The sequence below is a fragment of the Pseudomonas sp. NFACC41-3 genome (assembly GCF_900109505.1).
Taxonomy (GTDB): domain Bacteria; phylum Pseudomonadota; class Gammaproteobacteria; order Pseudomonadales; family Pseudomonadaceae; genus Aquipseudomonas; species Aquipseudomonas chlororaphis.
The window spans coordinates 456289-470216 of record NZ_FOAE01000003.1; the positions used below are offsets into that span (position 1 = coordinate 456289).

Consider the following 13928-nt stretch of genomic DNA (forward strand, 5'->3'; position numbering starts at 1 on the left):
GCAACCGATGCTCGATCCGCCCGGCGGACTATGCCGCGATCCCGAGCCTGGCGTGCAGCGCCCTGACTTCAGAGGCGCTCAGGACTCTGGCCGGTTCGCCGGTCACCCAGACACCACTGTCGTTATAGGTGATGGTGACGCTGCCGCCATCCTGCAGGGTCGCTACATAGGGGTTGGACAGGTTGATGGCGATCAACGAACCGGTTTCCTGAATGTTGCCGAACCAGAGTTGATATTGGCTCTTTGGTGTCAGCGTCGCAGGGCCGATGTTCATGCCGCTCTGACGGTTCACCCAGATGTTGTTGCCGTTGGAATCCAGGAGGATTGCATGCGGATTGCCTTGCAGCTCATTTTTGATGAGAACATCCGAGGGTACGCCGCCATTCTTGGCCGGAGTGAACACGCCGTTCGCATCGAGCGTCGTGGTCTGGCCAGTACTGATGGGCAGGTTTCTGCCGCCGGAGGTGAAGGTGACATCGCCACTGCTGACCGGGTCATTGGTGAAGTTGACCATGAAGGACGGGGTAGCGATATCAAAGGTGTTTCTATATTGGTAACTAGGGTTATTGACTGTGGCAACAGGGCCTTTTGATTGCCAGATGACCGTAAAGTCATTGTTTACTTTCTTGGCCAGATAGAGGCTGTAGTTGTTGTTCTTTTGCGCAATCAACTGTTCTTCTTCGATGTATACAACTATTTGTTGGCTGCTCATTTCTTTGAACTCCATTTCGAGTAGATTGAAACATGGATTTTTGTAACGGTCTTTGCAGGTTGTAACTTGCAACTGCGTAGTGATTTTTTGCCTCCCTTGCGCAGTCACAAGTAAACATAGCAGGCGGAAAGTGGACCTATAGAATGATTGGCTATTGTTTTAAATTCGTCTGTATTTCGGAAATTTTATGTATGGGTTCGTGCTGATTTATCATGTGCTTATATGTGCGGTTAAAGTGAGTGCTGCCGGGAGTCTGGTTTTTGGCGCCAAGGATCAGACAAGTGGACATTTATATAACTATTGGCAACTGTATTTATTGCTGAAATAAAAAACGCCCAATACGGGATATTGAGCGTCTTGAATATTGCAGAAACCAGCCGTTCAAGGGCTGGGTATCTATTTATGTATCTTGCAAGACAGCCTTCACCGTCGCTACCGAGCGTTCGACATCGCCTTTGCTCATGGCCGTGAACATCGGCAACGAGACGATCAGGCGTCCCACCCGTTCCGCCACCGGGAACATCCCCTCCTTGAAACCGCGCTCGCGGTACAGGCTCAGCAGGTGAATCGGCGGGTAGTGATAGCCGATGCCGATCCCGCGTTGCTGCATCTGCTCCATGAAGGTCGCCCGCGCCGGCTTGCCGTCATGCCGCTCCGGCAGTACCAGCTGGAACAGGTGCCAGTTGCTGTTGCTGAAGTCCGCCGGGGGCAGCTGGGCGCCGTAGCGGGCTTCGAAGTCGCTGCCCAGGCATTCGAAGTAATGCCGGGCCAGTTCGCGGCGATGAGCGGTGAGGGTTTCGAGGTGGGCGAACTGGCCCAGGCCGATGGCGGCCGCGACGTCGGTCATGTTGAATTTGCCGCCCAGCACGTCCACGTCCAGGCCGTCGAAGCCGTGGCGGGTCACGCCCTGCAGTCGGTACTTCTCTGCCAGGCGAGCCTCTTCGGCGGTGTTCAGCACCAGGGCGCCGCCTTCGCTGCAGGTGACGTTCTTGTTGGCCTGGAAACTGAAAGAGACCAGGTCGCCGCCAGCGCCGATGCGCTCGCCATTCCAGCTTGAGCCCAGTGCCTGGGCAGCATCTTCCACGACCCGCAGGCCGTGCTTGCGCGCCAGGGCGTAGAGGCGTGCCATATCGACCGGCAGGCCGGCGAGAAACACCGGGATGATGGCCTTGGTCCGGGGCGTGATGGCTGCTTCCACCTGGGCCAGGTCGATGTTGCGGGTGATCGGGTCGATGTCGGCGAACACCGGGGTGGCGCCGACTTCGAGAATCACGTTGGCCGTGGCCACCCAGGAGATCGGCGTGGTGATGACTTCATCTCCAGGGCCGATGCCGGCGATACGCAGGGCGATCTCCATGGTGCAGGTGCCGGAATTGAAGGTGCGCACCGGGCGCCCGCCGCAGTACTGCGAGAGTTGCGCCTCGAAGGCCTGGACCTTGGGCCCGCTGGTGATCCAGCCCGAACGCAGCACTTCGCCGACGCTGGCGATGGTGGCTTCATCGATGGTGGGTTTGGAGAACGGCAGGAAAGGCAGCTGGCTCATGACGATGGGATACCCGATAAACAGTGGTCGAGGCAGGGCGGCGGGCCGCGCCGGAGTCGAGCATCATGCTACCGGTTCGCCCGGGGGGCCACACCGTCGGCGTCCGGGATCGGCTGCTATGCTGCTTTGACCGTGTTCCATCGACGCCGAGCGCCGCCTGAGAGAGAGCCCGTCATGTCCCAGTTGCCGTCCTTGAGCCAGTTACGCGATCCCAATGCCTTTCTGCGGCGTCACCTCGGGCCCGACGCCGCCGAGCAGCAAGCGATGCTCGACAGCCTGGGCCTGGGCAGCCGGGTCGAGCTGATCGAACAGACCGTGCCGCCGGGCATCCGTTTCAATCGTCCGCTGGACCTGCCGCCAGCGCTGGACGAGCAGGCCGCCCTGGCCAAATTGCGCGGTTATGCCGAACAGAACCAGGTCTGGACCAGCCTGATCGGCATGGGTTATCACGGCACCCTGACCCCCACGGTGATCCTGCGCAACGTGCTGGAAAATCCCGGCTGGTACACCGCCTACACGCCCTACCAACCGGAAATCGCCCAGGGCCGGCTCGAAGCCCTGCTCAATTTCCAGCAACTGACCATCGACCTCACCGGCCTGGAACTGGCCAACGCCTCGCTGCTGGACGAAGCCACGGCCGCCGCCGAAGCCATGGCCCTGGCCAAGCGCGTGGCCAAGTCGAAAAGCAATCTGTTCTTCGTCGACCAGAACTGCCATCCGCAGACCCTCTCGGTGGTGCAGACCCGTGCCGAAGGGTTCGGCTTCGAGTTGGTGGTCGACAGCCTGGACAACCTCAAGCGGCACCAGGTGTTCGGCGCCTTGTTGCAATACCCGGACACCCACGGCGAGATTCGCGACCTGCGGCCGCTGATCGATCATCTGCACGCGCAGCAGGCGCTGGCCTGCGTGGCGGCCGATCTGTTGAGCCTGTTGCTGCTGACGCCGCCGGGCGAGCTGGGGGCCGACGTGGTGTTCGGTTCGTCCCAGCGCTTTGGCGTGCCCATGGGCTACGGCGGGCCCCACGCGGCGTTCTTCGCCAGCCGCGAGGAGTACAAGCGGGCGATTCCGGGACGGATCATCGGCGTGTCCAGGGATGCCCGCGGCAACGTGGCGCTGCGCATGGCCCTGCAGACCCGCGAGCAGCATATCCGTCGCGAGAAGGCCAACTCGAATATCTGCACCGCCCAGGTGCTGCTGGCCAATATCGCCAGTTTCTACGCGGTCTATCACGGCCCGGAAGGCTTGCGGCGCATCGCCCAGCGGGTCCATCGCCTGACCTGCATCCTCGCCGCCGGCCTTGAACGCAAGGGCATCGAGCGGCTGAACCGGCAGTTCTTCGACACCCTGACGCTGGAGGTCGGCGGTAGCCAGACGGCCATCATCGAGAGCGCCAAGGCCGCGCAGATCAATCTGCGAATCCTCGGGCGCGGGCACCTGGGCCTGAGCCTGGATGAAACCTGCGACGAGAGCACCGTCGCCCGGCTGTTCGATGTGTTCCTCGGCGCCGACCACGGGCTGGACGTCGCGCAACTGGATGCTGAAACCCTGGTCCCGGGCATCCCCCAGGACCTGCTGCGCAGCACGTCTTACCTGAGCCATCCGGTGTTCAACAGCCATCACAGCGAAACCGAGATGCTGCGCTATCTCAAGCAGCTGGAGAACAAGGACCTGGCGTTGAACCAGTCGATGATCCCGCTGGGCTCCTGCACCATGAAGCTCAATGCCAGCAGCGAGATGATTCCCATCACCTGGCCCGGCTTCGCCAACCTGCATCCCTTTGTCCCGCCGGAGCAGGCCCTCGGCTATTCGCTGATGATCGAGGAGCTGGAGCGCTGGTTATGCGCCATTACCGGCTTCGATGCGATCTGCATGCAGCCCAACTCCGGGGCCCAGGGCGAGTACGCCGGGTTGCTGGCGATCCGCAGATACCACGAGAGCCGCCAGCAGGGAGAGCGCAATATTTGCCTGATTCCCGCCTCGGCCCACGGCACCAACCCGGCCTCGGCGCAGATGGCCGGCATGCAGGTGGTGATCGTCGATTGCGACGCCGCCGGCAACGTCGACCTGCAAGACCTCAAGGACAAGGCGCAGATTGCGGGCGAACACCTGGCGTGCCTGATGGCCACTTATCCTTCGACCCACGGGGTGTACGAAGAGGGCATCAGTGAGATCTGCGAGGTGATCCACAGCCACGGCGGCCAGGTGTACATGGACGGCGCCAACCTCAATGCCCAGGTCGGGCTGACACGGCCGGCCGATATCGGCGCCGACGTTTCCCACATGAACCTGCACAAGACCTTCTGCATTCCCCACGGCGGCGGTGGCCCGGGCATGGGGCCGATCGGCGTGCGGGCGCATCTGGCGCCGTTCGTGGCCAACCACCCGGTGGTGGCCATCGACGGGCCGCTGCCGCAGAACGGCGCGGTCAGCGCGGCGCCCTGGGGCAGCGCCAGCATCCTACCGATCAGTTGGATGTACATCGCCCTGATGGGCCCGCAGCTGGCGGATGCCAGCGAGGTGGCGATCCTCTCGGCGAACTACCTGGCCGAACACCTGAGCGGGGCCTTTGCGGTGCTCTACAGCGGGCGCAACGGCCGGGTCGCCCACGAATGCATTCTCGACCTGCGGCCGCTCAAGGCGCAGACCGGCATCAGCGAAGAGGACGTGGCCAAGCGCCTGATGGACTACGGTTTCCACGCGCCGACCATGTCGTTCCCGGTGCCGGGCACGCTGATGGTGGAACCCACCGAAAGCGAGTCCAAGGCCGAGCTGGACCGTTTTATCGAGGCCATGCTGAGCATTCGCGCCGAAATCGCCCAGGTTCAGGAAGGCAACTGGCCGGCCGAAGACAACCCGCTCAAGCGCTCGCCCCATACCCTGGCGGATATCGCCGGGGTCTGGGAGCGGCCCTACAGCATCGAACAGGCGGTAATCCCCAGCCCCCACGCCAGGGCGCACAAGTACTGGCCGTCGGTGAACCGGGTCGACAATGTCTACGGCGACCGCAACCTGTTCTGTGCCTGCGTGCCGGTGGATGCCTACCGCTGAGCTCGAACGGCGGGCAAAAAAATGCCGCTCTCGTGAGCGGCATTTTTCGTTGCGTCAGCCTGGCTACAGGCTGGCGGTCACTGCTGGGCGACGGCGTTTTTCGCCAGGATCGCGTTGGCCAGCTCCATATCGGTGGCCTGCAGGCCCGGGTTGTCGGCACGGACTTTCTGCATCGCGGATTCCAGGTACGGACCGCGGATGTTGCCTTCGCTGGCGACGAAGCTGCTGGCGTCGTCCTGGGCGGCGGCGATCAGCTTGTGATCCTTGGAAGTCAGATAGGTGGAAGCGGTGGTGGCGCCGGTGGAAAGGACGTTACGCCAGAAGCTGTCGGCCATTGCCGAACCTACAGGCAGGGAAAGCAGGGCCAGGGTGGCGACAGCTGTTTTGAGACGCATGGTGGGTGACTCCAAAACTAGGGGGGAAAACTGAGCCCTTTGATAGGCATTGGCTCGATTGAGTTCCCTGCTGCCCCAACAAGCTTTCGCCTGTGTGGACAGGGGCTGAGCGGTGCTTCGGCGTCGAGTCGGCGCACTGGAATGCAGCAGTGGCGTTTGACACCATGGGCGACTTTCTCGACTGCACGGATGCTTGCCTTGACCTTTGGCGCGATGATGTATGTAACCCTGATGAATCTGGTGTTTCTGTCCTTTATCGGACTTCCTTTGTTGTTGGCTGCCTTGCTCATTCCGACCTACCGACGCCAGATGCGCCGCCAGCCCCTGCGGTTCGGCGCACTTGGCGGGGTATGTGCCGTCATCGTGGTTTGCGTACTGTGGAAAATCCACCGGGACAATCAACTGAATAAGGCGCACCACCCGCAACTTGAGCAGGACGTACAGCTTGATGGCCTGCCATTGCCCGCAGGTGCCAAGCTGAATCTGAGAACGCTTGAACCTCTGGATGCGCAAGGCCGGCCGCAACCTCATGGACTGCGCAGCCTCTTTTACGCCAAATTCGCTTCACCACACGCGATCAACGGTGTGGAGGTTACAGAGTTGCAGATGTACGGCAGCGGCCCTTTCTCAAAGATGCTGCTGAGCCGTGACCAGGTCGTTGCGGGCTGGCCCTGCGCCGGCGGCACCTGGGTAACGCTGGACATTGCCGACGAGGACCGCTTGCAACCCAGCCGCTGGCGTTTCTCTGCCTGCGCTCTGGTGACCGGGGCCGATGTGGCAGGGGTGAAGTGGCCGGACTCCAGCGAGGTCAGGCAGTACGACGGCAGGTTCAGCATCGACACCATCGGTCTGGCTTCACCGGCGGTGGTTATCCAGGGGATAGCGCTGTCGGACCTGAGCCTGGACCTCGACGAGCAGCGGCAACCCGGACGTTGGCGCGGGCAACTGGCGCAAGACCTGACCCTGGGCGATTGGCACTACCCCCGCGGCATGAGGGTTCGCCAGGACACGCCGGGAACCCTGATGTTCAGCCCGAGCAAGTCGGACCGCGCGCAGAACCTGCGCACGGGGGAAACGCTCGACGCCGGGCACTCGATACAGCAACGCCGGGAAAGCGGCGCGGTGCTGTGGATCAAGCCCAATGCCGGGTTGGGTGTACTCGACTGGTAGCGGGATAGCTCATCGCTGCTCGCTTTGTGGCGTGACCCGCAATATTTCCTCGAGGGTGGTCAGCCCGGCCGCGACTTTCTGCGCCCCGGACAGGCGCAGGCTGCGCATGCCTTCCAAGAAGGCCTGGCGGCGTATGGCGAGCAGGTCGGCGTCGGCGCTGATCAGGGCTTTGAGGCTGTCGCTCAACTGCATGATTTCATACACCCCGGCGCGGCCCCGGTAGCCGGTATCGCGGCATTCCAGGCAGCCGGTGGCGCCGTGGGCATGGCTGGGCAGCGGTGCCTGCCAGGGCCGGGTCAGGCTTTGCCAGTCGCCTTCGTCCAGGGTCAGCGGGGTCTTGCAGTGCGGGCACAGGGTGCGCACCAGGCGCTGGGCCATGACTCCCAGCAGCGTGGCCTTGATCAGGTAAGGCGCGACGCCCAGTTCCAGCAGACGGCTGATGGCGCCGGGCGCGTCGTTGGTGTGCAGGGTCGACAGCACCAGGTGGCCGGTGAGCGCCGCCTGGATCGCCATCTCCGCGGTTTCCAGGTCACGGATCTCGCCGATCATGATGATGTCCGGGTCCTGGCGCATCAGCGCGCGCACGCCGCTGGCGAAGGTCAGCTCGATGTTGTGCTGGACCTGCATCTGGTTGAACGCCGGCTCGACCATCTCGATCGGGTCCTCGATGGTGCAGAGGTTGACCTCCGGCGTCGCCAGCTTCTTCAGGGTGGTGTACAGGGTGGTGGTCTTGCCCGAACCGGTGGGGCCGGTGACCAGGATGATGCCGTTGGGCTGGCGGGTCATTTCCTGCCAGCGCCGCAGGTCGTCGCTGGAGAACCCCAGCTGATCGAAGTCCTTGAGCAGCACCTCGGGGTCGAAGATGCGCATGACCATTTTTTCGCCGAAGGCGGTGGGCAGGGTCGACAGGCGCAATTCCACTTCGCCGCCTTCCGGGGTCTTGGTCTTGACCCGGCCGTCCTGGGGTTTGCGTTTTTCCGCGACGTTCATCCGGCCCAGGCTTTTCAGGCGGCTGACCACGGCCATGGTGACCTGGGGCGGGAACTGATAGACGTTGTGCAGCACCCCGTCGATGCGAAAGCGCACGGTGCCTTGTTCGCGGCGCGGTTCGATGTGGATATCGCTGGCCCGTTGCTGGAACGCGTACTGGAACAGCCAGTCGACGATGTTGACGATGTGCGCGTCGTTGGCGTCGGGCTCCTGATCGCTGGCGCCGAGGTTGAGCAGTTGTTCGAAGTTGCCTGGGGCGTGGCTTTTCTGGTCGGCGCTGGCGCCGGTGACCGACTTGGCCAGGCGGAAGAACTCCACGGTCAGGCGCTGGATTTCCACCGGGTTGGCCACCACCCGCTTGATCGGCAGTTTCAACACGTGGGTCAGGTCGGCTTCCCAGGCACTGACATAAGGCTGGGCGCTGGCCACCGTGATCGCCTCGGCATCGATCGACACCGCGAGGATCTTGTGGCGCTGGGCGAAGGCGTAGGACATCAGCGGGGTGACGGCGGCGACGTCGATTTTCAGCGGGTCGATGCGCAGGTACGGCTGGCCGGCCTGTTGCGCCAGCCACAGGGTCAGGCTTTCCAGGTCCAGGCGCCTGCCGGGCCGGCTGAGGTCGTCCAGGTGCTGGCTGGCGAGAAACTCCAGCGGATGCAGCTGGCTGTTGGCGGCATTACGACGGGTGGTCAGGGCGTGTTCGGCCGAGTCCTGGCTGATGAAACCCTGGGCGACCAGGTCGCGCAGCAGATCGTTGAGATCCAGCCAGTGGTCCTGGGTAACGAGAGGAACGGACATGCGGGCTCCTTGTGAACAATCCGGCAGCAGGCGGGTTAGATGCGCCTCTGACCACGCAATGCCAAGAATAGTCCCGGGATGGCGACCGCCAGTCGCCCAAGCGTTGCAGGGTTTTGCCTGGCGCCCTCAGCCGGCGGCCTGCAACGGCTCGCGCTCGGCCAGTTGCAGCTGTACCGAACACACGCTGATCAGGTTGCGCAGTTTTTCCGCGATGACCTGGGCGCGGTGCCAGCTCAGGCCGTCGAGCAGCACTTCCATCAGCAGCGAACCGTCCTGCTGTTGCACCTGGACCTGCTGCGGCAGCAGGGACTGCAAGGCGAAATGATTGAGCACCCGGCACAGCACATCGGCTTCGGCGTCGGTGACCAGTTGGTAATGCACCCGGCAATGGGTGTTGGCGACATTCCACACATCGGCGCGGGAACTGACGGCTTCGAGAGAGGGCATGGGGTTCTCCAGATCAATGGAGAAATTTTTACATTCGGTTGCGGGTATTTCTTATCTAAGATGAACGTATTTTCCGAATTATCGAATTGGATGATTCGTCCTTAAGGATTATTGAGGGTTTTCTATGCATAGCGAGCTGGACGCTTACGACCGTCGCATTCTGGCGCTGCTGCAAGAGGACGCTTCGCTGTCGAGCGCGCAGATCGCCGAGCAGGTGGGCTTGTCGCAGTCACCTTGCTGGCGGCGGATCCAGCGGCTCAAGGAGGAGGGGGTGATCCGTGGCCAGGTGACCTTGCTCGACCGCAAGAAGATCGGCCTCAACACGCAGATCTTCGCCGAGGTCAAACTCAACGCCCACGGCCGTTCCAACTTCACCGAATTCACCGAGGCAATCCGCGGTTTTCCGGAGGTGCTGGAGTGTTATGTGCTGATGGGCGCGGTGGATTTCCTGTTGCGCATCGTCACGGCGGACATCGAGGCGTATGAGCGTTTCTTCTTCGAGAAACTGTCGATGGTGCCGGGGATCCAGGAAGTGAATTCGATCGTGGCGCTGTCGGAGATCAAGTCCACGACCAGCCTGCCGGTCCTGCGTTGATGCCGTTGGCGCTATCGCGAGCAAGCTCGCTCCTACAAGGGGTTACCGCCAACCTGTAGGAGCGAGCTTGCTCGCGATCAGGCCGTTACATGCGCAGCAAGGTTTTCCATGCACGGTTCTGGAACACCGTGATCGCCTGTTGCTTGCGGGCATCCAGGGTTTCGTCGGTGATCGGCTCGTTGGCCAGTTGCGCCAGCTTGTTCAACTCGCCGTACAGGCGATCCAGCTCCGGGATTTCCAGCACGTTGCGCGCGTGATGCAACCAGGACTGGATGCGTTCGATGCGCGGCAGTTGCTCGGCCAGGTCTTCCGGCTGTTGCTGGTAGCGTGGCAGTTGCAGGGCGCTGGCTTCGTCGGCCAGCAGGCGCGGCAACCAGCTGCCCAGTTGCGCCGCACCCTGGCGGTTGCCACGGGTGTTGCGCTCGGCGGTCCAGCTGCGGGCCAGCAACCAGCGCGAGGTGTTCAACGAGAACAGGCCCCAGCGCACGTCCTGCAGCTCTTCGATGAACTGTTCGGGCGCGGCCTTGCGCACGTCTTCGTCGTCCAGGCCGGCTTGCACCAGCGGACGCCAGTCTTCCAGCAGGCCGTCCAGCGACGCGCGCAACTCGGCGGTCGCCTGGCGCGGCGCGGCCTGGCCCAGGCTGCTGACCAGGGCGCGCAGTTCCGCCAGGTTCTCGACCCAGTCCTGCAGCAGGCGCCAGTGTCCGTTGAAGCGATATTGCTCGGCCAGGCGCTGGCTGCTGCCCAGCAGGTGCCAGGTCAGTGCGGCGAAGGCGTCGTCCAGCGGCGTTTGCGCGCTCAGTTCCGGGGCCGGCAGGCTCAGGGAGTAGCTGTTGGCGTCGAACAGGCGGTAACCGCGCTCGGCTTTACTGATGTCGCAGGGCATCAGCGGCAGGGTGGCGGCCAGTTCGGCGGCCAGTTCCAGCAGGGCGGCCGGTTCGCCTTCGCGCAGTTCCAGTTCTAGCTCGCAGATCTCTTCCTTCTGTTTGCCGGCGATCACGTGGCCCAGGTCCAGGGCGGCTTCGATCACTACCTTGGCCTTGCCGCGGCCCCAGGCGATTTCCGCGCGTTCGCGGACGAAATCGGTGGTGAAGATCGGTTTGAGGGTCTTCTTGTCCAGCTCGGCCAGTTGCTCGGGCCAGCATTCGCCGTCGAGTTTCTTCAGGTCGAGCTTGGCTTTGGCCAGGTGCCAGTCGTACTCGTTGCGTTCCGACAGGCCGGCGACGCTCTGGCCGCGGGTCTTGAGGGTCTGGATCACTTCTTCGCCGTCGCGGCGCAGGCGCAGGGCGACCTTGGCGCGGGCCAGGTCGCGCTCGGGCGTGTCGAAGTACTGGTTCATCAGTTCGCGGTGTTCCCAGCCACTTTTGTTGCGTTTTTTCAGGAGCGGGTGCTCACGCAGGGCGGCGAGGGTTTCGCGGCTGACGCGGAGTTTGATTTCGGTTTCTTTCTGCATGGCCGGAAAATCCAGGATCGGGAGCGCAGCCGGGGGAAATGTGTGGCTGCCAAGGCCGTGCAGTGTACAGGACTCGCCGCGTCGAGGTGCCGTGGCGGTTTATTCCTGTCGCAGGATGGCTCTATGATGGACTTCATCTTGGAACCCTGGAGCCAGCGCATGCCATTGCCGTCGATGAAAGAGCAGTTCGCTGCGCTGATTGCCACACCTTCGGTCAGCTGTACCCAGCCGGCGCTGGATCAGTCCAATCGTGCGGTCATAGACCTGCTGGCGAGCTGGCTTGGCGACCTGGGTTTTGCCTGCGACATCCAACAGGTCAGCCCCGGCAAGTTCAATCTGCTCGCCAGTTTCGGCAGCGGCCCCGGTGGCCTGGTGCTGGCCGGGCACAGCGATACCGTGCCCTACGACGGCGCGCTGTGGCAGACCGACCCGCTGAAGCTCACCGAGGTCGACGGACGCTGGGTCGGCCTGGGCAGCTGCGACATGAAAGGCTTTTTCGCCCTGGTCATCGAGGCGGTCCGGCCGCTGCTGGACCAGCCCTTCAAGCAACCTCTGCTGATCCTCGCCACCTGTGACGAGGAAAGCTCCATGGCCGGCGCCCGGGCCCTGGCCGAAGCCGGCCGGCCATTGGGGCGCGCCGCGGTGATCGGCGAGCCGACCGGGCTGCGGCCGATCCGCATGCACAAAGGCGTGATGATGGAGCGCATCGATATTCTCGGGCGCAGCGGCCACTCCTCCGACCCGAGCCTGGGCCATAGCGCCCTGGAAGCCATGCACGATGCCATCGGCGAACTGCGCGGCCTGCGCCTGGCGTGGCAGCGCGAATTCCGCAATCCGCAGTTCAGCGTGCCGCAGCCGACCCTGAACCTTGGGTGTATCCACGGTGGCGACAACCCGAACCGGATCTGCGGTCAGTGCTCGCTGGAGTTCGACCTGCGGCCGTTGCCGGGCATGGACCCGCAGGCGCTGCGGGCGGCCATCCGACAGAAGCTGGTGCCCGTGGCCGAGCGGCATCAGGTGCAGATCGACTACGCGCCGCTGTTCCCCGAGGCGCCGGCCTTCGAGCAGGCCGAAGACTGCGAACTGGTGCGGGTGGCCGAGCGTCTGACCGGCCATCGCGCCGAAGCAGTGGCGTTCGGCACCGAAGCGCCTTATCTTCAGCGCCTTGGCTGCGAGACAGTGGTACTGGGCCCGGGCGACATCGCCTGTGCTCACCAGCCGGGGGAATACCTCGAAATGTCACGCTTGCAGCCTACCGTGCATCTACTACGTGAACTGATTAACCATTACTGCCTGACGCCGGCCTGATTTCTACTAAATCACCGACGGCCAAGCCCGTACCTCAAGGAGAGCGAGCGTGTCGCCAAGCCTGTTCCGACGATAACCACCAGCCCGCTGTGCGTTTTCCCGTTTCGTCCTTTTATAGGCTGCTTCTTATTTACAGGCTCAGGTTATGCCCGATTACGTCAATTGGCTTCGTCACGCTTCTCCTTATATCAATGCCCACCGCGACTGCACCTTCGTGGTCATGCTGCCCGGCGACGGCGTAGAACATCCGAACTTCGGCAACATCGTCCATGACCTGGTGCTGCTGCACAGCATGGGCGTGCGCCTGGTGCTGGTGCACGGCTCGCGTCCACAGATCGAAGCCCGCCTGGCCGCGCGCGGCCTGACCCCGCATTACCACCACGGCATGCGCATCACCGATGCGGCGACCCTGGAATGCGTGATCGACGCCGTCGGCCAGTTGCGCATCGCCATCGAAGCGCGGCTGTCCATGGACATGGCGTCCTCGCCGATGCAGGGTTCGCGGCTGCGGGTCGCCAGCGGCAACCTGGTGACCGCCCGGCCGATCGGCGTGCTCGAAGGCGTCGACTATCACCACACCGGCGAAGTGCGCCGGGTCGATCGCAAGGGCATCAATCGCCTGCTGGACGAGCGCTCGATCGTCCTGCTGTCGCCCTTGGGCTACTCGCCGACCGGGGAAATCTTCAACCTTGCCTGCGAAGACGTCGCCACCCGCGCGGCCATCGACCTGGCCGCCGACAAACTGCTGTTGTTCGGCGCCGAGCGTGGCCTGCTGGATGAAAGCGGCAACCTGGTGCGCGAACTGCGTCCGCAGCAGGTGCCGGCGCATTTGCAGCGTCTGGGCGGCAACTATCAGGCGGAACTGCTGGATGCCGCGGCCGAAGCCTGTCGGGGCGGAGTGGGGCGCAGCCATATCGTCAGCTACGCCGAAGACGGTGCGCTGCTGACCGAGCTGTTCACTCGTGACGGTGGCGGTACGCTGGTGGCCCAGGAGCAGTTCGAACTGGTCCGCGAGGCGGCCATCGAGGACGTCGGCGGTCTGCTGGATCTGATCAGCCCGCTGGAAGAGCAGGGGATTCTGGTGCGGCGTTCCCGCGAGGTGCTGGAGCGTGAGATCGAACAGTTCAGCGTGGTCGAGCGCGAGGGGATGATCATCGCCTGTGCCGCGCTCTACCAGATCGCCGATTCCGACGCCGGGGAGCTGGCCTGTCTGGCGGTGAACCCGGAATACCGTCACGGCGGTCGTGGCGACGAACTGTTGGAAAGGATCGAAACCCGGGCCCGGGCCCAGGGCCTGAAAACCCTGTTTGTCCTCACCACCCGTACCGCCCACTGGTTCCGCGAACGCGGTTTTGCCCCTAGCAGCGTCGAGCGTCTGCCTTCCGCGCGGGCGTCTCTGTACAACTATCAGCGCAACTCGAAGATCTTCGAAAAAGCCCTCTGAGCATCACTCCCTTCGGCAACCCGCT

11 protein-coding genes are annotated in these 13928 nt (G+C 63.3%); 5 read left to right on the forward strand and 6 right to left on the reverse strand.

Going from position 1 to position 13928, the window contains the following annotated elements; genetic code table 11:
- Positions 1-28: 28 nt before the first annotated feature.
- Both BMY68_RS16380 and BMY68_RS16385 read right to left on the reverse strand, forming a co-directional pair.
- Positions 29-712 (reverse strand): hypothetical protein, encoded by a 684-nt coding sequence (locus BMY68_RS16380; protein ID WP_009046107.1) that lies wholly within the window; start codon positions 710-712, stop codon positions 29-31.
- Positions 713-1112: 400 nt separating this feature from the next.
- On the reverse strand, positions 1113-2255 hold the full coding sequence (locus BMY68_RS16385; protein ID WP_085532922.1) for a DegT/DnrJ/EryC1/StrS family aminotransferase: 1143 nt from the start codon (positions 2253-2255) through the stop codon (positions 1113-1115).
- A 174-nt stretch (positions 2256-2429) separates the two neighbouring features.
- Between BMY68_RS16385 and gcvP the strand changes: the two genes are divergently transcribed.
- The gene (gene gcvP, locus BMY68_RS16390; RefSeq protein ID WP_085532924.1) at positions 2430-5303 is read left to right on the forward strand and encodes an aminomethyl-transferring glycine dehydrogenase; all 2874 of its coding nucleotides are present in this window, start codon (positions 2430-2432) and stop codon (positions 5301-5303) included.
- 77 nt (positions 5304-5380) lie between these two features.
- On the opposite strand, the gene BMY68_RS16395 is transcribed toward gcvP, so the two are convergent.
- Positions 5381-5698 carry a DUF2388 domain-containing protein gene (locus tag BMY68_RS16395; RefSeq protein ID WP_009046104.1) on the reverse strand — a complete coding sequence of 106 codons (318 nt, stop codon included), beginning with the start codon at positions 5696-5698 and terminating at the stop codon, positions 5381-5383.
- Between the two features lie 189 nt (positions 5699-5887).
- Between BMY68_RS16395 and BMY68_RS16400 the strand changes: the two genes are divergently transcribed.
- Positions 5888-6868 carry a hypothetical protein gene (locus tag BMY68_RS16400; protein WP_085532926.1) on the forward strand — a complete coding sequence of 327 codons (981 nt, stop codon included), beginning with the start codon at positions 5888-5890 and terminating at the stop codon, positions 6866-6868.
- A 9-nt stretch (positions 6869-6877) separates the two neighbouring features.
- Here BMY68_RS16400 and BMY68_RS16405 read toward each other — a convergent pair whose 3' ends face one another.
- A complete protein-coding gene (locus BMY68_RS16405; protein WP_085532928.1) occupies positions 6878-8656 on the reverse strand; it encodes a type IV pilus assembly ATPase TfpB in 1779 nt (592 codons plus the stop codon).
- 126 nt (positions 8657-8782) lie between these two features.
- Positions 8783-9103, reverse strand: a complete 321-nt coding sequence (locus BMY68_RS16410; RefSeq protein WP_009046101.1) for a hypothetical protein — start codon at positions 9101-9103, stop codon at positions 8783-8785.
- Positions 9104-9227: 124 nt separating this feature from the next.
- On the opposite strand from BMY68_RS16410, the gene BMY68_RS16415 reads away from it, so the two are divergent.
- Positions 9228-9698: an Lrp/AsnC family transcriptional regulator gene (locus BMY68_RS16415; protein WP_007928270.1), complete on the forward strand. Its 471-nt coding sequence runs from the start codon at positions 9228-9230 to the stop codon at positions 9696-9698.
- Between the two features lie 85 nt (positions 9699-9783).
- Here the strand turns inward: BMY68_RS16415 and BMY68_RS16420 are convergent, their stop codons facing one another.
- Positions 9784-11151, reverse strand: a complete 1368-nt coding sequence (locus BMY68_RS16420; RefSeq protein WP_085532930.1) for a CYTH domain-containing protein — start codon at positions 11149-11151, stop codon at positions 9784-9786.
- A 159-nt stretch (positions 11152-11310) separates the two neighbouring features.
- On the opposite strand from BMY68_RS16420, the gene argE reads away from it, so the two are divergent.
- Together argE and argA are read left to right on the forward strand one after the other, a co-directional pair.
- Entirely contained in the window at positions 11311-12459 is a 1149-nt protein-coding gene (gene argE, locus BMY68_RS16425; RefSeq protein ID WP_009046099.1) for an acetylornithine deacetylase, read from the forward strand.
- A 145-nt stretch (positions 12460-12604) separates the two neighbouring features.
- On the forward strand, positions 12605-13903 hold the full coding sequence (gene argA, locus BMY68_RS16430; protein WP_009046098.1) for an amino-acid N-acetyltransferase: 1299 nt from the start codon (positions 12605-12607) through the stop codon (positions 13901-13903).
- Positions 13904-13928 lie beyond the last annotated feature (25 nt).